Raw genomic sequence first — 21,910 nt, 5'->3', positions numbered from 1 at the left:
ATTATCGGTTTCAGTCTCGTTTCCTGCTGACAAAGAAAAACAACGTGACGATCGCGACCGAAAGCAGCAGGAAGGCGGTCGATATCGCGTTGATCTCGGGTGTGATGCCGCGGCGGATCTGGCCGAGCATGTAGGTGGGCAGCGTGTCCTGGCCGCCCGACTTGACGAATTCGGTGATGACGACGTCATCGAGCGAGATGACGAAAGCCAGCATCAGGCCGGCGAGGATGCCGGGCCACAAAAGCGGCAGCGTGATGCGGCGGAAGGTCTTCCACGGCGTCGCATAGAGGTCGGCAGCGGCGCGTTCCAGCGTCAGGTCCATATTCTCCAGCCGCGCCCGGATCGGCAGGTAGGCAAACGGGATGCAGAACGCCGTATGCGCGGCGATCAGGTAGCCAAGGCCGGAATAGCCGGTGAAGATCTTGATGCGCGAGAAGAAGATCAGCAGCGCCACGCCGGTGACGATTTCGGGCACCATCAGCGGCTGGTTGATGGCCGCGTATTTGAAGGTCAGCCCGGGATAGGGCGGTGTGCGCGTGGTGGCGAGCGCGGCCATTGTGGCGAAGATGGTGGCAAGGGCCGCCGCTATGGCGCCGATCTGGAAGGAACGCATCGTCGCATCGATGACCTGCGTGTTCTGCCAGGCCGACTGGAACCATTTGAGCGAAAACCCGCCCCATTCCGAGGTCGAGCTCGCCGCGTTGAAGGCGTAGATGACCAGCACGATGATCGGCAGATAGAGCACCACGAAACAGGTCGCCGCGATCGCGGTGAAGCCCGGCTGGTGCTTGATGGAGAAGTTGCTAGCCATGACGCACCCCTGACTTGCCGGCGTTGCGCACATAGGCCAGCAGCGCCACCATGACGATGATCATGACCGTGATCGACAGCGCCGAGCCAAGCGGCCAGTTGCGGCCCTGTCCGAACTGCAATTCGATCAGGTTGGACAGCATCATGTTCTTGCCGCCGCCAAGCACGCTCGGCGTCACATAGGCGCCGAGGGCCGGAATGAAGACCAGGATGGAGCCGGCGATGACGCCGGGTTTGACCAGCGGGAAAATGATCTTGCGCAGCACCTTGAAGCGTGTCGCGTAGAGATCGTAGCCGGCCTCGACCAGCCGGAAATCGAGTTTTTCCATGCTGGCATAGATCGGCAGCACCATCAGCGGCAGGTAGACATAGGCCATGCCGATCAGGATCGCCGTGTCGGTGTAGAGGATCTGCACCGGCGCCGAGACGATGCCGAGCTTCAGAAGGATGGTATTGACGATGCCTTCGTTGCGGATGATCTGCAGAACAGCGAAAGTGCGGATCAGAAGGTTAGTCCAGAACGGGATGGTGATCAGGAACAGCCAGAGATCTCTGGTCTTTTCACTGCGCGTCGCCATGAAATAGGCGGTCGGGAAGCCGAGCGCCAAAGTCGCCAGCGTCGTCACCACCGCGAGCTTGATCGAGCGCAGGAAGATGGTGACGTGGGCGGCCGCCAGCGACAGCGTGTCGTCGAAAATGTCGCGTTCCATGAACACCGACACCCAGGCTTCCGGCGAAAATTGCCACTTCACGTCGCCATAGGCGCCGGGCGTCAGGAACGAATAGACGAGCACGATCAGCAACGGGCCGGTCGCGGCGAGCAGAATGACCAGCAGCGCCGGCGCTGACAGCAACCAGCGGTCGCGGACGTCGCGCCGCTCCGCTGCCTTGGCGACTTCTTCGGCGGTGGCCATCAGTCCCTCAGCACTTGCGCGGCGTCGTTGCCGATCAGGATGCCGACCTTGTCGCCGCGCTCGAAACCGCAGCCGGCGCTGCGCGTGTTCTGCTGGCGCACGGTGAAGGCTTCGCCGCTGTCGAGCTGGACATGGATATGCGTGTCGGTGCCGAAATAGACGATGTTGTCGACCGTGCCCGCCAGGTCGCCCTTGCTCTTGGTCAGCTTGGCATGCTCCGGCCTCACCACCACGGTGGCGTTGTCCTTCGGCTGGAAACCTTCGGCGACGGTCGCCTCGATGGTGGTGCCGGATTTGAGCGTCGCGCGCGCCTTGCCGTTGCCGGTGCCCGATATGGCCGCGGTGAGAAAGTTGGTCTCGCCGATGAAGTCGGCGACGAAGCGTTCGGCAGGCTTGTCGTAGATATCCCAGGGCGAGCCGACCTGCAGGATCTTGCCCGACGACATCACCGCGATGCGGTCCGACATCGTCAGCGCCTCTTCCTGGTCATGGGTGACGAAGATGAAGGTTATGCCGGTCTCGTGCTGCAGCCGCTTCAACTCGATCTGCATCTCCTTGCGCAGCTTGTAGTCGAGCGCCGAGAGCGGCTCGTCGAGCAACAGCACTTTCGGCTGCGGCGCGAGCGCCCGGGCCAGCGCCACGCGCTGCTGCTGGCCGCCGGAAATCTGGCCGGTGCGCCGGCCCGCCAGCGCCTCCATCTTGACCAGCTTCAGCATCTCGGCAACGCGCGCCTTGATCTGCGCCTTGGGCTTGCCCAGCATCTCCAGGCCGAAGCCGATATTGTCTGCCACCGTCATGTGAGGGAACAGCGCATAGGACTGGAAGACGGTGTTGACCGGCCGCTTGAAGGGCGGCAATGGCGCGATGTCCTGGCCGTAAAGCAGGATTTCGCCGGCGGTTGGAAAGTCGAAGCCGGCGATCAGCCGCAGCAAGGTGGTCTTGCCGCAGCCGGATGGTCCCAGCAGTGTGAAGAATTCGTTTTCGCGGATGGATACCGAGACTGTGTCGAGGGCAGCGACCTGCCCCTCACCCGATCCGAAAATTTTGCTGACGTTTACTACTTCAATCGCATTCCGATCCGGTTTGTCCGGCACGATTACGCCTCACTGTTGACCCCGCTCTTGCTGGCGGAGCTTTTCCCCTATTGGATGTGACCACATGGCCGGTGGGTTGGCAAGTCCGGCATTGAATCACAGTTCAGTCGGTCATTTCAGTCCGCCATTTCAGCAGGCAAGCCGCATGCCATGTCAGGCCTGGTAGGTGACTTTGCCGCCGCAGATCGTTGTTACCGGGCGCACCTTGTGCAGGTCGGCCGGCATAGTCTTTTCGATGTCGGCCGACAAAACCACCAGATCGGCCATATAGCCCGGCTTCAGCGTGCCCTTGCGGTGCTCGGCGAATTCGGCATAGGCGCCCTCGACCGTGTAGGCGGCAAGCGATTCACGCAGCGAGAAGCTCTGGTCCGGATCGCTTGATGCCCAGGGTTTGCGCATTACTGCCGCCTGGATGCCCAGGATCGGATCGATCGGCGACACCGGCCAGTCCGACGCGAACACGACATGCGCGCCGGCATTCTTCAGGGTGCGCCAGGCATAGCTTAGCGGCCAGCGCGCCGGTCCGATGCGCGACACGGTCGGCTCCAGCGGAAAATCCATGGCGCCGGGCGGATGCGGCGGCTGCATCGAGGCGATGACGCCGAGTTCCGCGAAACGCGGCACCTCAGATGCGGCGATAACCTCTAGATGTTCGACACGATGCCGGCTGTCGCGCTTGCCATTGGCCTTTTGCGCCGCCTCGTAGCCGTCGAGCACGGCGCGCACGGCGCCGTCGCCGATCGAATGCACGGCGATCTGCAGGCCGCGCCTGTCGACGGCGACGGCGAGATCGATGAATTGCTGGGGCGTGAACAGGGGTTCGCCCACCCAGTCGGGACGGTCGGCATAGGGCTCGATCATGACGGCCGTCCAGGAATCGAGCACGCCGTCGTAGAACACCTTGACCATGCCTGACGACAGCCACTCGCCATTGTAGCGCTCGGCCATCGCCGAGGCCTTGTCGAGCATGTCGAGCGTCATGAAATTCTTGTAGTGGAAGGGTATCTGCACCCGGCAGGACAGACCCTCCTCGGCCTCGATCTCGGCCAGCAATTCGAGCTGGTAGAGATTGCCGTCCATGTTCTGGATCGAGGTGATGCCGTGGCGCGCGCACCAGGCGAGCCCGCGCCGCATGATGTCGCGGTCGGCGGCGCGTTCTTCCGCCGATGGCATCGGGTCTGGCTCGCCGCCCGTCGCCAGCCCGAGCCGCACCCGGCCCTCGCCGGCAAGATCGAGCACCGGGCCGAAAGCCTCGCCCTCGCGCAGTTCGCCATTGGCCAGGCCGTCGTCGCCCATGACGATCTCATTGCCGGGGCCAAGCGTGCGCCCATTCAGGATGCCAGCCAAGTCCAGCGCCTTGGTGTTGGCCCACATCGTATGGTGGTCGGGCGCGGCCATGACGAAGGGCCGGTCCGGCAGGATCGCATCGAGATGATGGCGCGTCACTCGCTCGTCGTCGAGCACGGTGTAGTCGACGCCCTGTCCGACCAGCATCTTGGCATCGGGGTGCGTCGACGCGTAGTCGCGGATCGCCTTTTGCAGCGCCTCGAAACCGTGGACGCCCGACAACTGGAGATGGGCAAGCTCGGCCGCGCCTGAAAACAGATGCATGTGGGCTTCGATGAAACCCGGGATCACCGAACCGCCCCTGGCGTCGATGACCCTGGTGGCCGGCCCCTTGAACTCTTCGATGGAGGCGTGGCTGCCGAGAGCGACGATGGCGCCATCCTTGACGGCAACGGCTTCGGCGGTCGGATTGTCATCGTCCATGGTCAACACACGACCATTGATGACGATCAGATCCGCCTTGTGACCCGCACCCGTGACCGACATCGCGACTCCGCGCTTTTGACTGAGACCGACAACCACTGCCCACGAGCTGCCGCTCCGCGGGAGGGGCGATGGGGAAAGATGATGCCGGCGCGCTGTCTTCGAAATTCCCCTTGTTATCCCCAAGGCAGCGTGGATAAAAGAATGCGACTAATCATTCGCGTTTGTCAACATGCGGAATTTGCAATGTATTGTGGACAACACTCTGCGCCGATGTTGGGACTGGGCGGGGAACGAGGACGTCAAGCCGTGAAGCGCAGTCTCGATCGCAAAACCAGGATAGCGCTCGAACCGCGCAAGCAGCCGCGCCAACAACGGTCGAGCAAGGTGGTGGACCGGATTCTCGACGCGGCGCTGATCCTGACCCGCGAGCAAGGGACAAGGACGCCGACGACGCTCGCCATAGCGCAGCGCGCGGGCCTGTCGGTCGGTTCGGTCTACCAATACTTTCCCAACAAGGAAGCCATTCTCCTGGACCTCGCCCGGCGCTGGCTGTCATCCTTTCCCGAAGTGATCGCGAGGCGCATCAGGGTCGATCCGCCCACCAACCGCGAGGAGTTTCGGCGGGAGGTGCGCAGGCTCTTCACCGATACCTCCAGGCTTTATCTCGACAATGCCAGCCTGATGCCGGTGATCGAGGCGATTTCAGGCAACGCCGATCTGAGACCGATCCAGAACGAGTATGACGACCAGATCATCGCCCTCTATGCGGCGTGGCTGCGGCACGTGAACCCGGCTCTCGAAGACAAGGTCGCCAACCGGCTCGGCGTGCTGATGATGGAGGTCGGACACGCCTGCCGTCTTGTCGGCCTGAAAAGGGATCGCCGGACATACGACCTCATCGAGGACGATGTCGAAACCATGTGGCTCGCTCTGGTGACCCCCTACCTCAACCTTGACTGATTTCGCATTTCGAGAGGAATTTTATGAAGACTGTCTATTCGCCGCTTCACGCCGGCCACGCCGGCCAGATGGAACTGGTCACATCGGCGATCGTGCCGGGTTTCGAAAAACCCTCGCGCGCCGAGTTCATCAAGGCGCGGGTCGACAGCGAGAAACTCGGGCCGATCATCGCGCCGGCCGAGCATGATCTTGCCGCCGCCAAGCGCATCCACAGGGCCGACTACGTCGATTTCCTGCCGACGGTCTGGCCGCAATGGATCGCCGAGGGCCACACAGGCACAGCCATGCCCTTCACCTGGCCGACACGCGGCCTGCGCGGCGACGTGCCGCCCAAGCGCGTCGACGCCCTGCTCGGCTATTATTCCTTCGACGGCGGCGCCACCTTCGTCGAAGGAACATGGGATGCGATCAAGTCCTCCTACGACGTCGCGCTGACCGCCGCGGGCCTGGTCAAGGCCGGCGAAGCCTCCGCCTTCGCGCTCTGCCGTCCGCCCGGCCACCATGCCGGAGCCGGCTTCATGGGCGGCTATTGCTACATCAACAACGCGGCCGTTGCCGCGCAGTGGTTCCGCGACCAGGGGGCCAGCCGCATCTCGATCCTCGATGTCGACTATCATCACGGCAACGGCACACAGGAGATCTTCTACGACCGCGCCGACGTGCAGGTCCTCAATTTGCACGGCGACCCGATGGTCGAATATCCGTTCTTCCTCGGCCATGCCGACGAGCGTGGCGCCGGCGCGGGCGAAGGTTTCAACATCAACTATCCCATGCCGTTCGGCACCGGCTGGGACGCCTGGAGCGCCTCGCTGGAAGACGCCTGCGCCAGGCTCGCCGCCTACGCGCCAGACGTCGTCATCGTCTCGCTCGGCGTCGACACGTTCGAGAAGGATCCTATCAGCCAGTTCAAGCTGAAGTCGTCGGACTATCCCATGATCGGCCGCCGCATCGCCAGGCTCGGCCTGCCGACGCTGTTCGTCATGGAAGGCGGCTACGCCGTCGAGGAAATCGGCATCAATGCCGTCGGCGTGCTGACCGGCTTCGAGGGCCGGTGACACCGGCTGCCCGAAGCGCGGCAGCTCTCAGGGAAACCACGAAAAAGGGCGGCGTCAGCCGCTCTTTGACATCCTCTAGCCCCTTGGTGGGCGCGACCGAAACAGCCCCGGCCGACAAGACTGGCTTGCACGGCTCGAACATTTTCACGCACCGAAACGCGCGAAAATCGGCCCCTGAGTCGCAGCTTGAGTCCACTCGATTCGATTTTGTCAAATCGCGTTTGATGTCAGATTCATCTACGGGTAGATTAGACCCGAATCAGCCGGTCCTCGGGGGGCGCGGCGACCACCCAAAGTCTCAAGTGCCGGAATTTTCTGGCGCCAGACGCGGACGGCTTCGCGTTCCCTGAATGGATTCCGTCTGATCGGGCGCGACCCCGCGCTTGTGTGTGTCTCGTAAATGTAACGCGTTTTCAGGTTCGGCGGCTGGCTCTCCAGCATCCGGACATCAGCATCGATTCCGGCCAAAAACAGCAATGAGCAGTCCCGCCGCGCTTCTTCAATCCGACACATTGGGCTCGCGCCTGACGTCGCGCGGCGATCTCACCAGCTTTTTCATGGAGTTGACCGCCGAGATCGGTGCCGACAGCTATATGCTGGTCGCCATCGTCCACGATCAGGACCGCAACGACGCGCGCATCGTCTCGTCCAACTGGATTTTCGACGCCATCGAACTGATCGGCAAGCGGCTGATCGCTGGCCTTGCCCAGGGCGCGCTCACCGTTGCGCCGGGCATGCGTCCAAGGCCGCTGGTGTCGGCGCAGGCACCACAGGCCGAGGGGCTGGTCTCCGGCGAAGAGGCACGTCTGCTCGACGTGCTCGGCCACGCCGAGATCTATTCGCTCAGGCTGAATGTCGGCCGCCAACGCCTGTTCGCGCTGTTCTCGGCGGCAGCCGCCGGTCGGATCGACCAACCGGCGCTGATGAAGGCGCAGCTGAAGTGCTGCTACGCGCTCTCGCATATTCCGCAACTGATCGCCGCCGCCGCCATGCAGGATCCGCTGTCGGACCGCGAGCGCGAATGCCTGTTCTGGGTCTCGGAAGGCAAGACCACGGACGAGGTTGCCGTCATCCTTGGCGTGTCCTCCAACACCGTCAACAGCTACATCACCCACGCCATCCAGAAATTCGCGGCCAGCAACCGCGCGATGGCCATCGCCACGGCGATCAGGAGCGGCATCATTTGAAACAGGCCGACGTCAAGCAGGCCGCCGAGGCCCTTTTTAACGACCAGCGCAATCCGTTCGGTGCCTTCTCGCTCGGCTCCGAAACGCATCACGCCGTGACCATTCCCGATGCTGTGCGGCGCTGCCGTTGGATCGCCGTCGACATCAATGCCTCGGCCTTCGGCCTGTTCTTCGTCAGCCCGTCGCTCGAGCGGGCGCGGCTGGTGCCGTGCTTCGATTCCGACTATCCCGGCATATCGGTGGCGACCAAGTTCATCTCGGGCGCCAATGGCGAGGAGATCGTGCGCCATAGCAGGATCTCGACCGAACCGCGCTGGTGGACGGATGACGGTGTGGCGGCCATGAGCGAGATGTTCGGCGGCCTTGCCTGGACCGAGCAGATGGCGCCGCTGGCGCCCGGCAGCAGCGGCATCGCCTTTCCCGTCCACGCCGATCGCGGCCAGTGCGGCCTCGTCGTCTTCCTCGGCTCGGAGATCGCCCTGCCGCAGGACGCGCTCTATGAAATCCACGCCCGTTGCTTTTCGCTGTTCGCCGCTGTCGCCCGCATGCGTCCGGGCGATGTCGGCAAGACGCGCGCGATCTCCAAGCGCGAGCTCGAATGCCTGAAGCTGACCGCCAACGGCAATACCAGCGAGGAGATAGCGCGGCTGCTGAAACTGTCGGTGCATACCGCCAACCAGTATCTCACCCAGTCGACCCAGAAGCTCAACGCCGTCAACCGCAACCAGGCGGTCGCCAAGGCGCTGCGGCTCGGCCTGATCGAATAGTTAGAACGCCAGCGGCTCGACCTTGCGGATACGCGCCTGTTCGACCACCGCCTCGAGCAGGGCGGTGTTGTGCTCGGGGTCCTCGCCGGGCTTTTCGAACGACACGTAGTTGACCGCGACCGAGGCGCCTTTTTCGCTCAGCGTCAGCTGGAAATAGACCGTGACGCCGGGCGGCCGAAGCTCGAGATCGAGCACGATGCGCGGGCTGCCGCTCCAGTCGACATGCGCCTCGCCGCCATGGCCGAGCCTCAGCGTGCCCGGCTTGAAGAACAGTTCCGCCGCGGAATCGACCAGGTCCGACAGGCAGGCGAAATGCTCCAGCCGGATGAAGGCGATATAATCGGCGACATCGATCAGCCTGAGCTCCGCCACGACTTGCTCGATGGCGCTGGCGACGATGATCTCGCGGGAGTTGGCGTGCGGTTGGCGGTTCATGAAATCTGTCTGCGCTCAGCCTTTTTCGAGTAGACGATCCGCACCAGTTCGGCGACGGCCTGGTAGAATTGCGACGGGATCACACTATCGACCGAAACTTGCTTGTACATGGAGCGGGCGAGCGCCACGTCCTCGAAGATCGGGATGTTGTGCTCGCGCGCGATTTCGCGGATCTTGAGCGCCACCAGATCCTGCCCCTTGGCCAGCACCAGCGGTGCCGAATCCTCGTCGCGCACATATTTAAGCGCGATCGAGAAGTGCGTCGGGTTGGCGATGATCAACGTCGCGCGCGGCACCGCCGTCATCATCCGCTTGCGAGCGCGGTCGCGCGCCAGCGAGCGCAGCCGCGACTTAACGATCGGGTCACCCTCGGACTGCTTGAACTCGTCCTTGACCTCCTGCTTGCTCATGCGCAGGTCCTGCTTCCAGTGGAAGCGCGACCAGACGATGTCGATCGCCGCGATCAGGCCCATGACGAAGACGATCGCCACCAGTATGTCGACCGCGATGCCGCGGATGACGAGGCCGAAGGCGACGGGATTGGTGATCATGCCGGCGAGCAGCTTGCGGTGATCCTCGGACAGCGTGAGGGCGAGCACGACGATGGCGAAGCCCACCTTGCCGAGCGCCTTCAGGAACTCGACCCAGCCCTGCACCCCGAACAGCCTGTTCCAGCCCTTGACGATCGAGATGCGCGACAGCTGCGGCCTGATGCGTTCGCCGACGAACTGCGGCATGTTCTGGAACACCGAGGCGCCGATGCCGGCGATGGTCAGGAGCACCAGCAGGCTGAGGATGGCACGGCCCACCTCCAGCATGACGATCTTGTAGAGCGCGATGACGTCGGTCTCGGTGTCCATCGGCCAGGCTTCCGGCTTCTCCAGGAACATCGACAGGAACATGCCGAGATCGACAATGGCATCCTTGGCGTAGAAGACGGTGAACACCAGTATGGCGACGAAGGAGGCCAGGAGCGCGGTCTCCCTCGAATGGGGCAGCTTGCCCTGTTCGATGGTGTCGCGGATCTTCTTTTCCGTCGCTTCTTCGGTTTTGGAATCCTTGTCGACCGCCTCTGCCATGATCCGGCCTTAGGCGGCGGCGTTCTGGGTCGCGGGAAGCTCGAACGCGCCTTCGCGCGCCAGCCGGATTGTCGTCGTCACGATCGTCTTGCGCGCCGCCATGATGTCGGCGAGGGGAACCCCTTCGGATCCTTGTCCGAGTTCGGCTTCGATCATGCGCCGCGAGCGCGCGCCGATCGCCGACAGCGCCGCTTCGGCAAGGATCGCCGAAGTGCCGCGCAGCGCCAGCGTGACCAGTTCGGTCGACAGCCCGTCGAATAGAAGCACGCGCGCTTTCTGGGTAAGCAGCGGCAAATCGTCGAAGGAGAACAGCCGAGCCCGGACGCCGTCGAGATCGGGCGTGCCGGCGGCCTCCAGGTCCTGCATGACCTCCTCGAGCAGCGGCTTGTCCAATTCGTTGAGAACGCTGGCGACGCGCGCCTGTCCGGCCGATGTATCCTTGGTCGCGGTTTCCGCCAGCACGCTGGTGCGCAGCCGGTTTTCGACGATCCTGCTGGCGGCGTCGGGAACATTGGCCATCGTCACCATGCGCTTGATGATCTCGCCGCGCGTCGGCTTGCTCAACGTCAACAGCACGCTCGCCGCCGCCTGCGGCGCCAGCTTCGACAGCACCATGGCCGCAGTCTGCGGATGTTCACCGGCCAGGAAAGTACCAAGCCGCACCGGCTCGAGCTTCTCGAGCTCGGGCCAGATCGGCGGCGGACCTTCCGGCGCAACCTCGAATTTCTTGTCACCCATGATCGCGCTCATCTCTTCGGGTGACAGCGATTCATTGAGGATGGTGTCCATCCTGTCGGCGGAATCGAGCAGTCCCGCCCCTTCGGTGAACTCCGCCTCGAACTCGGCGACGATGCGCTCGAGATCGCCTTGCGGAATGGTCCTGAGCAGCCGGGCGCCCTCGATGAGCGCCTTCAATTCCTCCTGCTTGAAGAATTTCAAGAGGCGGCTGGCCGACGGCTTGCCCATCGCCACCAGTATGGCGGCCGCCTTCTGCGGACGCGTCAGGGAAAGGGACGTCGTCATGCCTTTCGCTCCCGCTGCCGCCGGCAAGACCCGCGACGCATCTTCACGCGCCCTTCGTGCCGGCGATGATTTCGGTCAGCCTGATGCCGAAGCGCGACGGGTCGCTTTCGAGCACGGTGATCTCGCCGCGCGCTATTCTGCGGCCGTTGACCACCACGTCGACCGGTTCGCCGATGCGGCGGTTGAGCGCCACCGTGGAGCCCTTCTGCAGCGCCATCAGGTCGGACACCGGCATCTCGGTGCTGCCGAGGATGATCTGGACGTCGACGGGGATGTTCATGATGACGCTCGAATTGGCAGCGGACGCGGCCTTGAACGCAATATCGGGGCGCTGTTCCTCTTCATGCAGAACCCCGCGCAATTCCTCGATGGCGCGGTCGAGCTGCTCGTCCGGCTGGTCGATTTCGGCTTCTGCCTTGGTCTTGGCCATGCATCGTCTCCAAAAGCTCAGGCGTGCCCGGCACCAGCCGGCATGAGCCCGTCGATAAAATCCTGTCCGGCATCATAGGGATGCTTGATCCGGACGGTGTAATTCTGTCCCAGCTTGCCGAACTCGCATACGAACAGCGTCTTGCCGCGCGCGCCGATACGCGCTTGCGATTGCGCCGTTTCCTCGAATTCGATGATCTGGCCAATTTCGAAATCGGCAAGATCGCCGAGCGTCAGTCGGGCCAGCGGCATGGTCGCCTCGAGCGCTACCGTGGAGCGCATCACTTCTTCCGAAAAGCGCGCGCGCCAGCTGGCGCCCTGATCGTTCTCGCCGCCGGCAGCAGCGCTGTCCCGGCTGGCCAGCACGACACGCTGCGGCATCGTAACCGTGACGGTGCCGCTGTCGGCCGGCGTCGAGATGCCGAAGACGATGCGGATTGCAGCGCCATCGCGCAACACGTGTCGTTTGGCTTCGGTGCCCGACATCGCCCGCGGCACTGGCAGGCGCAGGTCGAGCGACCGTCGTCCCGATCCGTTCAGTGCCTGCGCGACCTGCTGGAACATCATGGTCGAAACATCGACCTCGATCTGCGACAGATCACGCTCTATCGGCGATGCCGGCATCTCCGGGTCGCCGCCGAACAGCGTGCAAAGCGTGACCGCGATCGCCGGCGCATCGATCACCAGGGTCATGGCATCAGAGGACGTGGCTGACGCAACGATGGTCATGGCAAACGTATCGCCGGCACGGGAGCGGGCCTCCGCGACGCGGCTGACCTCGACGCCCCTGAGATCGACGGTGACAGGAACTCCAAGCTCACTGGTCAGGCTCTTCTGCAGCAGCGGCGCAGCGCGCTCTGCCATGCCCCGGCCGGTGCCGATGACCTGGGCGGCCTCGCCGCTGTCGCCGACTAGGCGCTCGATGATCAGCGAGCGCGCTTGTGAGGGACTGCCGGGACTGGTCATGACAATGTCGGCACCGATCTGTCGCGCATCGCTCAGGCGGCCCTTTTCTCGGCGGAGCCGGTGTTCATCGTGCTCTGCTCGACGGCGTCGATGGTCGGCCGTTCATAGGACGATATGGTCTTGCGGCCGAACTCGATCGCCACCTGCGGCAGGGCGCCGTTCATGTAGGCGAGCAACGTCTGCTTGACGATGATGTAGAGCCGGTTCTTCTTCTCGCGCACCGTCTTGATCTTGGTGGCGACGGGCCCGACCACCGCGTAAGACAGGAAGATGCCGAGGAAGGTACCGACGAGGGCGGCGCCGATCAGGCCGCCAAGGATTTCCGGCGACTGGTCGAGCGCGCCCATCGCCTTGACCACGCCGAGCACGGCGGCGACGATCCCGAGCGCCGGCAGGCCGTCGCCGACCGCCACCAGCGCGTGGTAGGCTTTCATCTTGTCGGACTTGATGGTCTGGATTTCCTCATCCATCAGCGCCTCGATCTCGTGCGAACGGGCGTTGCCGATGATGATGATCCGGCAATAGTCGCAGATGAAATGCGTCAGGTCGTGGTTCTTCAGCACGGTGGGGAATGCCTGGAAGATCGCCGATTCCTCGGGATTGTCGATATGCGCCTCGACCTCGCTGCGCGACTTCGAACGCAGTTCACGCATCAGGCTGTGCAGCACGCCGAGCGTTTCCAGATAATCCTGCTCCTTCGGCACGGCCTGCTTGAAGGCTTCGAGGATGCCCCTGCCGGTGTCCTTGACCGTTTTCATCGGATTGGCGACGAGGAAGGTGCCGAGTGCGGCGCCGCAGATGACCACCGCTTCCCAGGGCTGCATCAGCACATGCAGATGCCCGCCCATGGCCATGAAGCCGCCAAGGACGCAGCCGAGCGTCACCACCAGTCCAATCAGAATGCCCACGAGAGGTCCTTCCGCATTTCAAGTCAGCTGCAAGGGATAGTCCCCGTGCCTTGTGTGAGGCTTGAATCGGAGCGGCATCGAGCCGATCGGCGCGATTCAGTTTCGCGCAAGGAAGTGAGTCTATTGTGCTGGCATAGCTTCGGCCGGAGGCGCGTCCTTGCTCAGTACCTATACCAGCTACCAGTTGATCACCAGGGACATCGACAAGTCGATCGACCGCATCGAAAAGCAGCCGACGGTCGATCGCGACACCAAATATTATCTGGACAACATCACCAAGGTGAAATCGATCGACGATTTCGTCAACAATGACCGTTTGTTCAAATATGCCATGAAGGCCTACGGCCTGGAGGACATGGCTTACGCCAAGGCGTTCATGGTCAAGGCGCTCAAGGAAGGCGTTTCCGACCCCGACAGTTTCGCCAACAAGCTGACCGACAAGCGCTACGCCCAATTTGTCAGCGCCTTCAACTTCGCAGCCAACGGCGCCAATACCACGGTTTACAACAAGGCGCAGCAGCTGGTGACCGGCAACTATGCGCTGCAAGTCCAGATCGGCGCCTCGCAGGCGGGCTTCTCTTACTATCAGAGCGAAACCGCCTATTATGTCACCAACATCTCCAAGGTTAAGTCGATCGACGACCTGATGGGCGACAGCCGCCTGCTGACATACGCGATGGCCGCATTCGGGCTCGACGCCGAAACCGAACCGGCCGCAACGGTCAGGGCGATGCTCGAAGGTGGCGTCAGCGATACCAACAGTCCCGCCAACAAGCTGACCGACAAGAGTTACGCCAACTTCGTCTCGGCGTTCGACTTCGCCCAGTATGGCGATCAGACGACCACGCGCGACAACGTCCAGCAGGCGGTGCCTAAGGGCTACATGGCCGGAGCCGGGCTGACGTTGATCAAGCCGAGCGCGCAGTACGTCAAGGGCGAGGCCGACTACTACGCGGCAAACATTTCCAAGGTGAAGTCGATTGACGACCTCATGGCGGACAAGCGCCTGCTTACATTCGCCATGGCGTCTTATGGACTGGATGCGTCAACCGAAACCCCGCGGCAGATCCGCGCCATGCTCGAGGGCGGCGTGAGCGATCCCAACAGCCCTGCAAACAAGCTGACCGATAAACGATACGCCAACTTCGTCACGGCCTTCGATTTTGCCCAATACGGCGATCAGACAACCTCGCGCGACGCAGTGCTGAAAGATACGCCGAAAATCTACACGACAGAGTCGGCGCTTGGCCTGATCAAGCCGAATGCGGACTACATCAAGTCGGAGACCGCATATTACCTGGCGAACATCACGAACGTGAAATCCATCGACGATCTGATGGCCAACAGCCGCTTGTACAATTATGCCCTCTCGGCCTACGCGCTCGATCCGGCGACAGAGAGCAAGGACCTGATCCGCAGCGTCCTGGCCGGTGGCGTCCGCGACCCCGACAGCGTCGCCAACAAGATGACCAACAAAGCCTATGCCGGGCTCGCCTCCTCCTTCAACTTCGAACAATACGCCGAAGCGGCCACCACGACCAATCCAGCACAGCAGCCGACCGTCGACAAATACATGCGCCAGACGTTGGAGGAGGATGCCGGCCAAACCAACGAGGGCGTACGGCTGGCGCTCTATTTCCAGCGCAAGGCGCCCGATATCACCAGCTGGTATAATGTGCTCGCCGACACCGCTCTTGCCAGTGTGGTGCGCACCGTGCTCGGCTTGCCCGATTCCTTCGCCACCGCCGACGTCGACAAGCAGGCGCAGCTGTTCGAGCAGAAGCTCGACATTTCCGATTTCTCCGACCCCGAAAAGCTCGGCAAGTTCCTGACCCGCTTCACCTCCATGTACGAGATCAACCACCCGACCTCGTCAGCCGTGTCGTCGATCAGCGTGCTCTTCGCCAAGCCGGTCACGGCGGGGATCTCCACCGACCTGATGATGGCCATGCAGAAGTTGAAGTTCTGACCATGCGGGACAGTCTCTACGTCGCCCTTTCCTCGCAGATCGCGCTCGAGCGTCGGCTCGACACGATCGCCGACAATGTCGCCAACGCCTCGACCGTCGGCTTTCGCGCCACCGGCGTGAAGTTCGAGGACGTGGTGTCCGGCACCGGGCCGAAATCCGTGTCCTTCGCCTCCTCGGGCAAGACCTACCTTTCCGGCGCCCATGGCTCCCTGACCGAGACCGGCAATCCGTTCGATTTCGCAATACAGGGCGACGCCTGGTTCGCCATCGAGACGCCGGTCGGCACCGTCATGACCCGCGATGGCCGCTTCTCGATGAACGAGAATGGCGAGCTGATGTCGGTCGAGGGCCATCCCGTGCTCGACGCCGGCGGCGCACCGATCCAGCTCGACCCCCGCAACGGCCCGCCCAAGGCCGGAGCCGACGGATCGTTGCGCCAGAACGATCAGCTGGTAGGCTCCATCGGCCTGTACAATTTCGATCCGGGTGAGAATTTCGTGCGCTACGGCAATTCCGGCATCGTGCCGGCGCGCACGCCCGAGCCGGTGACCGATCGCGCCGATATCGGCGTCGCCCAGGGCTTCGTCGAGGAATCCAACGTCAATCCGGTGCTGGAGATGACGCGGCTGATCATGGTCCAGCGCGCTTTCGAGAACACCGCCGCCCTGATGCGGCAGACTGATTCCTCCACCGACGAGGCGATCAAGACGCTCGGCTCGAAGTAGCATGTCGCTCGACCAGCCAACCCTGCGCGCACCCGAAAGACTGCCCCAGCCAACGCCGGAAGACCGGCTTGCCGCGCTGGAGCGGATATGGCGGCGCTTCAGCGATGCCGAGGGACTGCTCAAACGCGGCGGCCTCGTCACCGAAGTCACATCGACGCATTACAAGGTGCGCGGCCTTTCGGATTTCGCCAGGCTGGGCGATCTTGTCGAACAGCGCGGCCATGCCGGCACGCGCCGCGGCGAGATCGTCAAGATCAGCCGCGACGAGATTGTCGTGGCCCCCTTCGAACGCAGTGCCGATGCCGGCATAGGCGACGCCGTTTTCCGTCGCGGTCCGCTCGCCGTGGCGCCGCATGCCTCGTGGCGCGGCCGCACGATCGACGCGCTCACCCGGGCGATCGACGGTGGCCCGCCATTGATCAGGGGCGACGGCATGTCCGGGGCCGCCACGCCCGGCGCCATGGCGCGCCAGCGCGTCGGCACCGCCTTCATGACCGGGGTCAAGATCATCGACATTTTCACGCCGCTCTGTTTCGGCCAGCGCATGGGCGTCTTTGCCGGTTCCGGTGTCGGCAAGTCGACGCTGCTGGCCATGCTCGCCGGCGCAGACGCCTTCGACACCGTGGTCGTGGCGCTGATCGGCGAACGCGGCCGCGAGGTCCGCGAATTCCTCGAGGACACGATCGGCGACAGCATGGCCAAGACCGTAGCCGTCGTCGCCACCAGCGACGAAAGCGCCATGATGCGCCGGCGGGCGCCGGACACCGCGATGCGTGTCGCCGAACATTTTCGCGACCAGGGCCACCGCGTGCTTCTGGTGCTGGATTCGATCACCCGCTTTGCCCACGCCCTGCGCGAAGTGGCGACGGGAACGGGTGAGCCGCCGGTCGCGCGCGGCTATCCGGCTTCGGTTTTCACCGAGCTGCCGAAGCTGCTCGAACGCGCCGGGCCGGGAGTGGAAGGGAAAGGATCGATCACCGCGATCATTTCCGTGCTGGTCGACGGCGACGACCACAACGATCCGGTGGCCGATTCCGTGCGCGGCATCCTTGACGGCCATGTCGTGCTCGACCGCGCGATCGCCGAACAGGGCCGCTATCCGCCGGTCAATCCGCTGTCGTCCATATCACGTCTGGCCGGCAAGGCCTGGAGCGTCGAGCAGCGCGCGCTGGTGACGCGGCTGAAGTCGATGATCTCCCGCTTCGAGGACACGCGCGACATCCGCCTGCTCGGCGCCTACCAGAGCGGCGCCGACGTGGAACTCGATATGGCGGTGCGCCAGGTACCCCTGATCTACGAGGCGCTGATGCAATCGCCGAAGGACCGCCCGTCCGCTGATCCGTTCTCCGATCTCGCCCGCCATCTCAAGGGAAAGCAGAATGCCGAACAAGGGGACTGAGCTCCAGCATACCGAGCGTATCCTGCGCGAAATGATCGCCGAGGCGAAAGCCGAAGAAGAGATCGAAGCCAGCCGCAACTCGGCCATCGACGGGCTCTTCGCCGCCCCGCAATGGCCGCAGCCGCCCAAGACCGCGTTTCCCAGGCTGGGCAAGAAGGCCGGCCGGCGCAGCGATTTCGTCATCGCCGCGCTCGGCATCACGCTCGGCCTGATCTGCGCGCTGTTCCCCTGGTATATCTTCTTCAATCAGGAACAGTTCGGCGTCCAGGCAATCAAGTTCGGCGGCACCGGCACCAATTCTGGACGCGAGGGCGGCGGCGTGGTTGCCGAGCGCAGCGCGCCGCTGACGGCCAAGGACGTTCCGAATGCCAATATCGACCTGCTTGCCACCGGAACCGTGCAGGACGATCCCAGCGCCGCCCCGGCACCAGATGACCAGCCCTTTCCGGCCGACGTCACCAAATTCCGCATGGTCCACGTCGCCAATGGCCGCGCCATGATCGAGGACGACACCGGGCTGTGGATGGTCCAGCGCGGCTCGATACTGCCGGATTCCAACAAGGTGTCGTCGATCGAGCAACGCAACGGCAAATGGGTGATGGTCACCAGCGCCAACCAGGTGATCGAGCTTTCCAGATAAGTTCGCCGCGCTTGCCGGTTGCGTCCGCCCGCAAGGTCCGCGCAAGACTGGCGGCCTAGTCTTTGGGCACACGCCCGGAGATTCCCATGGAGCCCGTTTCTCTTTTCGATCTCGCCGCCAAGCAGGCGCAATGGCTGGCCGTGCGTCAGTCGGCGGTCGCCGGCAACATCGCCAACGCCAACACGCCGGGCTATACGGCAAACGATGTCGAGCCGTTCGAAAAGGTGCTCGACCGCGCGGCGGTGTCGTTGCAGACGACACAGGCCGGACATCTCGGCAGCGCCGCGACCAATGCCGGTTTCGCGATCAAGCCACAGGAAGACGACGGCGTCGTCATGCCGTCCAAAAACACCGTCGTGCTCGAGGACCAGCTTCTCAAGGCCGGTGAGGTGCGCCGCTCCTTCGAGCTCAACACGGCAATCGTCAAGGCATTCCATTCGATGATGATGATGGCGGTGAAGAGCTGACCATGGACGCGCTCACAGCAGCCCTCAAAGTAGCAGCCTCCGGCCTCGGCGCCCAGTCGGAGCGGCTGCGCGTGGTTTCCGAAAACCTCGCCAATGCCCAGTCGACCGGCACCACCCCCGGCTCCGACCCCTATCGCCGCAAGACCATCAGCTTCGTCTCGGAGCTCGACCGGACCACTGGCAGCTCAACGGTCGAAGTGAACTCGATCGACCGCGATCCCAGCGATTTTCCCGTGGAATTCCAGCCCGGCAACGAGGCCGCCGACGACAAGGGCTACGTCAAGATGCCCAACGTCAACGTGCTGATCGAAATGGCCGACATGACCGAGGCCAACCGCTCCTACGAGGCCAACCTGCAAGTCGTGAAGCAGGCGCGCGATCTCATTTCAATGACCATCGACCTGATGAGGAACCAATGATCGTGAACGGCATCGGCGCGCTAAACCTGAAGCCTGGACTTGGCGACACGGCGACTGAGCTGCTTCAGGGCGGCGTTGCGCCCGCGACCGCAGGCAACCTCGGCACCTCCTTCGCCGAGGCGCTGAGCCAGGCGGCCACAAAGACCGTCAACACGCTGCAGAACGCCGAGCAGGTCTCGGTCCAGGCGCTCAAGGGCGACGCCGACACCCGCCAGGTCGTCGATGCCGTGATGAGCGCCCAGCAGGCGCTGCAGACCGCCGTCGCCATCCGCGACAAGGTCGTCTCGGCCTATCTCGAAGTCAGCCGCATGGGCATTTGAGGAGTTCGGCCATGAAAGCACTCGCCATCGCCGCCACCGGCATGAACGCCCAGCAGACCAATCTGGAAGTCATCGCCAACAATATCGCCAACATCAACACCACCGGCTACAAGCGGGCGCGGGCCGAATTCTCCGACCTGCTCTACCAGGTCGACCGCACGCAAGGCGTGCCCAACCGCTCCAACGCCTCGCTGGTGCCGGAGGGCGTCTCGATCGGCCTCGGCGTCAAGACCACCGCCGTGCGCAACGTCCACACCCAGGGCGAACTGACCAGCACCGGCAACAGTTTCGACATGGCGCTCACCGGCAGGGGCTGGTTCCAGATCGAAGGCGCCGATGGCGGCACGCTCTACACCCGCGCCGGCGCCTTCAACACCAACGCCACAGGCCAGCTGGTGACGGTGGACGGCGCCAGCGTCATTCCAGCGATCAACGTCCCGGTCGACGCCGTCGAGGTCATCGTCAACAAGACGGGCCAGGTCTTCGCCCGCATCGATGGCCAGACCGACCTGCAGAATCTCGGCCAGCTCCAGATCGTCAACTTCGCCAACGAAGCGGGACTGGCGCCGCTCGGCGACAATCTGTTCCAGGAAACGACCGCCTCTGGCCCGGCCAATGCCGGCGTGCCCGGCGATCCCGGCTTCGCCACCATCCAGCAAGGCTATCTCGAGGCCTCCAACGTCGACCCGGTCAAGGAAATTACCGAACTGATCTCGGCGCAGCGCGCTTATGAGATGAATTCCAAGGTCATCCAGGCCGCCGACGACATGGCCTCGGTCGTCTCCAAGAACATCAGGTAACGACAATGGCCGCTCCGGTCTCGTGCTCCGCGTTCCGCCGTACCGCGCTCGTCCTTGCGCTGATGACCGGCGGCATGCCAGCTTTCGCGCAGGATGCGGCCAAGCGGTCGGCAACGCAGATCGCCAGCAGCCAGCTTGCCGGCGAGGTCGTGCTGATCCCAAACCGGGTCATTTATCCCGGCGAGACCATCGAGCTCGCGGCCCTCAAGCAGGTGACCCTCATCCCAGGCAAGCACAAGCCCGACGCGGTGACGACCGTCGCCGAGGAACTCCAGGGCAAGATCGCCAAGCGCACGCTGCTGCCCGGCCGCTACATCCCCGCCGCCGCCATTCGCGACGCCTGGCTGGTCGAGCAGGGCGCAGCCGTGCAGGTCTTCTTCATCGCCGGCGGATTGACGATATCGGCCACCGCCGTGACCTTGCAGCCGGGCTCGGCCGGCGATCTCATCAAGGTTCGCAACAGCGACAGCGGCAAGATTCTCTCCGGCACGGTGATGGCCGACGGAACCATCCAGGTCAGCGCTTCATGATGCGTCCGCTTGCTCTTCTGCTTGCAGCCGCGCTCGGCCTGCAGCCTGCCTTGGCCGACGGCCTCACGCCCAAGGCCAAGCGCGAACTCGCCGCCAGGAATGGCGGCGTCTATGACGATCCTGAATATGATCCGGCCACCACCACGCGCATGTTCCGCGTCTCGCCCGGGCCAAGCTCGCTGCCGCCAGGCCAGGTCGCCTCGCGCATCAAGGACGTCGCGCAGCTGCAGAGTTCGCGCGACAACCAGCTCGTCGGCTACGGCTTGGTCATCGGCCTCGCCGGATCAGGCGACAGCTTGCGCAACTCGCCGTTCACCGAACAGTCGATCCGCGCCATGCTGGAGAATCTCGGCATCGCCACCGAAGGCGGCAGAGCGCGCGCCAAGAACGTCGCCGCCGTCATCGTCACCGCCAACATGCCGCCCTACGTGCAGTCGGGCGCGCGCATCGACATCGACGTTTCTTCGATGGGCGACGCCACCTCGCTCGCCGGCGGCACGCTGATCATGACGCCGCTGAAGGCGGCGGACGGCGAAATCTATGCCGTCGGCCAGGGCGCGGTCATCGTTTCGGGCTTCACCGCCCAGGGTCAGGCCGAGCAGTTGACGCAAGGCGTCCCGACCGCGGGCCGCGTGCCGAACGGCGCCATCATCGAGCGTGCCGTGAAGGCCGAGTTCGATGACCAGCCGATACTGACGCTGCAGCTGCGCAATCCCGATTTCTCGACCGCCATTCGCATCGCCGACGCGATCAATGACTACACCAGCCAGCGCTTCGGCATGCGCGTGGCGGCCGAGCGCGATTCCCGCACCGTGCAAATCAGACGGCCGAAAAGCGTATCGGCGGCCCGCTTCTACGCCGAGATCGAGAACCTCGTGGTCGAATCCGATACGCCGGCCCGCGTCGTCATCGATGAGCGCACCGGCACCATAGTCATCGGCAACGACGTCAAGATCTCACGCGTGGCCATCAGCCACGGCACGCTGACGGTGCGCATCACCGAAGCGCCGCGCGTCGTGCAGCCCGAACCATTCTCCAAGGGCGAAACCGCCGTCGAGCCGTTCACCGCCATCGACGCCAGCCGGCCCGACGCGCGCGTCGCCGTGCTCGACGGCCCGGACCTGCAAACCCTTGTTTCCGGCCTCAACCGCCTCGGCGTGAAGCCCGACGGCATCATTGCCATCCTGCAAGGCATCAAGTCGGCCGGCGCCCTGCAAGCCGATCTGGTTCTCCAATAGGCG

General features: G+C 63.8%; 24 protein-coding genes. 14 read left to right on the top strand and 10 right to left on the bottom strand.

Annotation, left to right across the window (positions count from 1 at the left end; all coding sequences use genetic code 11):
- Nucleotides 1-10: 10 nt before the first annotated feature.
- The 4 genes from FJ973_RS15890 to FJ973_RS15875 form a co-directional block, all read right to left on the bottom strand.
- Nucleotides 11-811, bottom strand: coding sequence for an ABC transporter permease (locus tag FJ973_RS15890; protein ID WP_140496194.1), 801 nt, complete (start codon nt 809-811; stop codon nt 11-13).
- The gene (locus FJ973_RS15885; protein ID WP_140496195.1) at nt 804-1,724 is read right to left on the bottom strand and encodes an ABC transporter permease; all 921 of its coding nucleotides are present in this window, start codon (nt 1,722-1,724) and stop codon (nt 804-806) included. Before FJ973_RS15885 ends, FJ973_RS15890 begins: the two co-directional genes overlap by 8 nt.
- Complete coding sequence (locus FJ973_RS15880; RefSeq protein ID WP_140522308.1) at nt 1,724-2,818, bottom strand: ABC transporter ATP-binding protein; 1,095 nt, start codon at nt 2,816-2,818, stop codon at nt 1,724-1,726. The genes FJ973_RS15885 and FJ973_RS15880 overlap by 1 nt, the downstream gene beginning before the upstream one ends.
- Nucleotides 2,819-2,971: 153 nt before the next feature.
- The gene (locus FJ973_RS15875; protein WP_140556629.1) at nt 2,972-4,651 is read right to left on the bottom strand and encodes an amidohydrolase; all 1,680 of its coding nucleotides are present in this window, start codon (nt 4,649-4,651) and stop codon (nt 2,972-2,974) included.
- A gap of 246 nt (nt 4,652-4,897) precedes the next feature.
- On the opposite strand from FJ973_RS15875, the gene FJ973_RS15870 reads away from it, so the two are divergent.
- From FJ973_RS15870 to FJ973_RS15855, 4 genes are all read left to right on the top strand, one after another.
- Complete coding sequence (locus tag FJ973_RS15870) at nt 4,898-5,551, top strand: TetR/AcrR family transcriptional regulator (protein WP_140496198.1); 654 nt, start codon at nt 4,898-4,900, stop codon at nt 5,549-5,551.
- 23 nt (nt 5,552-5,574) lie between these two features.
- Nucleotides 5,575-6,606 (top strand): histone deacetylase family protein, encoded by a 1,032-nt coding sequence (locus FJ973_RS15865; RefSeq protein ID WP_140513627.1) that lies wholly within the window; start codon nt 5,575-5,577, stop codon nt 6,604-6,606.
- A gap of 476 nt (nt 6,607-7,082) precedes the next feature.
- On the top strand, nt 7,083-7,793 hold the full coding sequence (locus tag FJ973_RS15860; protein ID WP_140496200.1) for a helix-turn-helix transcriptional regulator: 711 nt from the start codon (nt 7,083-7,085) through the stop codon (nt 7,791-7,793).
- Nucleotides 7,790-8,560, top strand: coding sequence for a helix-turn-helix transcriptional regulator (locus FJ973_RS15855; RefSeq protein ID WP_140513628.1), 771 nt, complete (start codon nt 7,790-7,792; stop codon nt 8,558-8,560). The genes FJ973_RS15860 and FJ973_RS15855 overlap by 4 nt, the downstream gene beginning before the upstream one ends.
- Here the strand turns inward: FJ973_RS15855 and FJ973_RS15850 are convergent, their stop codons facing one another.
- The 6 genes from FJ973_RS15850 to motA are packed head-to-tail and all read right to left on the bottom strand — an operon-like array spanning nt 8,561 to nt 13,400.
- The gene (locus FJ973_RS15850) at nt 8,561-8,995 is read right to left on the bottom strand and encodes a hypothetical protein (RefSeq protein ID WP_140496202.1); all 435 of its coding nucleotides are present in this window, start codon (nt 8,993-8,995) and stop codon (nt 8,561-8,563) included.
- A complete protein-coding gene (flhB, locus tag FJ973_RS15845; RefSeq protein ID WP_140556627.1) occupies nt 8,992-10,074 on the bottom strand; it encodes a flagellar biosynthesis protein FlhB in 1,083 nt (360 codons plus the stop codon). Before flhB ends, FJ973_RS15850 begins: the two co-directional genes overlap by 4 nt.
- Nucleotides 10,075-10,083: 9 nt before the next feature.
- Complete coding sequence (locus FJ973_RS15840) at nt 10,084-11,097, bottom strand: flagellar motor switch protein FliG (RefSeq protein ID WP_140513630.1); 1,014 nt, start codon at nt 11,095-11,097, stop codon at nt 10,084-10,086.
- Between the two features lie 43 nt (nt 11,098-11,140).
- Nucleotides 11,141-11,527, bottom strand: coding sequence for a flagellar motor switch protein FliN (gene fliN / locus FJ973_RS15835; RefSeq protein WP_140496205.1), 387 nt, complete (start codon nt 11,525-11,527; stop codon nt 11,141-11,143).
- Between the two features lie 17 nt (nt 11,528-11,544).
- On the bottom strand, nt 11,545-12,492 hold the full coding sequence (locus tag FJ973_RS15830; RefSeq protein WP_140556625.1) for a FliM/FliN family flagellar motor switch protein: 948 nt from the start codon (nt 12,490-12,492) through the stop codon (nt 11,545-11,547).
- Between the two features lie 32 nt (nt 12,493-12,524).
- Nucleotides 12,525-13,400, bottom strand: a complete 876-nt coding sequence (gene motA / locus FJ973_RS15825; RefSeq protein ID WP_140496207.1) for a flagellar motor stator protein MotA — start codon at nt 13,398-13,400, stop codon at nt 12,525-12,527.
- A gap of 157 nt (nt 13,401-13,557) precedes the next feature.
- Between motA and FJ973_RS15820 the strand changes: the two genes are divergently transcribed.
- The 10 genes from FJ973_RS15820 (at nt 13,558) to FJ973_RS15775 (ending at nt 21,907) form a co-directional block, all read left to right on the top strand.
- A complete protein-coding gene (locus FJ973_RS15820) occupies nt 13,558-15,369 on the top strand; it encodes a DUF1217 domain-containing protein (protein ID WP_140556623.1) in 1,812 nt (603 codons plus the stop codon).
- Between the two features lie 2 nt (nt 15,370-15,371).
- Entirely contained in the window at nt 15,372-16,094 is a 723-nt protein-coding gene (gene flgF / locus FJ973_RS15815; protein ID WP_140513633.1) for a flagellar basal-body rod protein FlgF, read from the top strand.
- A gap of 1 nt (nt 16,095) precedes the next feature.
- Nucleotides 16,096-17,493, top strand: a complete 1,398-nt coding sequence (gene fliI / locus FJ973_RS15810) for a flagellar protein export ATPase FliI (protein WP_140556621.1) — start codon at nt 16,096-16,098, stop codon at nt 17,491-17,493.
- The gene (locus tag FJ973_RS15805; protein ID WP_140522320.1) at nt 17,474-18,133 is read left to right on the top strand and encodes a hypothetical protein; all 660 of its coding nucleotides are present in this window, start codon (nt 17,474-17,476) and stop codon (nt 18,131-18,133) included. Before fliI ends, FJ973_RS15805 begins: the two co-directional genes overlap by 20 nt.
- 86 nt (nt 18,134-18,219) lie before the next feature.
- Nucleotides 18,220-18,600: a flagellar basal body rod protein FlgB gene (gene flgB, locus FJ973_RS15800; RefSeq protein WP_140496212.1), complete on the top strand. Its 381-nt coding sequence runs from the start codon at nt 18,220-18,222 to the stop codon at nt 18,598-18,600.
- A 2-nt stretch (nt 18,601-18,602) separates the two neighbouring features.
- Entirely contained in the window at nt 18,603-19,019 is a 417-nt protein-coding gene (gene flgC / locus FJ973_RS15795; RefSeq protein WP_140496213.1) for a flagellar basal body rod protein FlgC, read from the top strand.
- Nucleotides 19,016-19,339, top strand: a complete 324-nt coding sequence (locus FJ973_RS15790; RefSeq protein WP_181168599.1) for a flagellar hook-basal body complex protein FliE — start codon at nt 19,016-19,018, stop codon at nt 19,337-19,339. The genes flgC and FJ973_RS15790 overlap by 4 nt, the downstream gene beginning before the upstream one ends.
- A gap of 11 nt (nt 19,340-19,350) precedes the next feature.
- Complete coding sequence (gene flgG / locus FJ973_RS15785) at nt 19,351-20,139, top strand: flagellar basal-body rod protein FlgG (protein ID WP_140513636.1); 789 nt, start codon at nt 19,351-19,353, stop codon at nt 20,137-20,139.
- Nucleotides 20,140-20,144: 5 nt separating this feature from the next.
- Nucleotides 20,145-20,669, top strand: a complete 525-nt coding sequence (flgA, locus tag FJ973_RS15780) for a flagellar basal body P-ring formation chaperone FlgA (protein WP_140556619.1) — start codon at nt 20,145-20,147, stop codon at nt 20,667-20,669.
- Nucleotides 20,666-21,907, top strand: coding sequence for a flagellar basal body P-ring protein FlgI (locus FJ973_RS15775; RefSeq protein ID WP_140556617.1), 1,242 nt, complete (start codon nt 20,666-20,668; stop codon nt 21,905-21,907). The genes flgA and FJ973_RS15775 overlap by 4 nt, the downstream gene beginning before the upstream one ends.
- The last annotated feature ends 3 nt before the right edge of the window (nt 21,908-21,910 follow it).

This window comes from Mesorhizobium sp. B2-1-3 (assembly GCF_006442495.1).
Taxonomy (GTDB): Bacteria; Pseudomonadota; Alphaproteobacteria; order Rhizobiales; family Rhizobiaceae; genus Mesorhizobium.
This window is presented reverse-complemented; position numbering and strand designations above follow the sequence as displayed.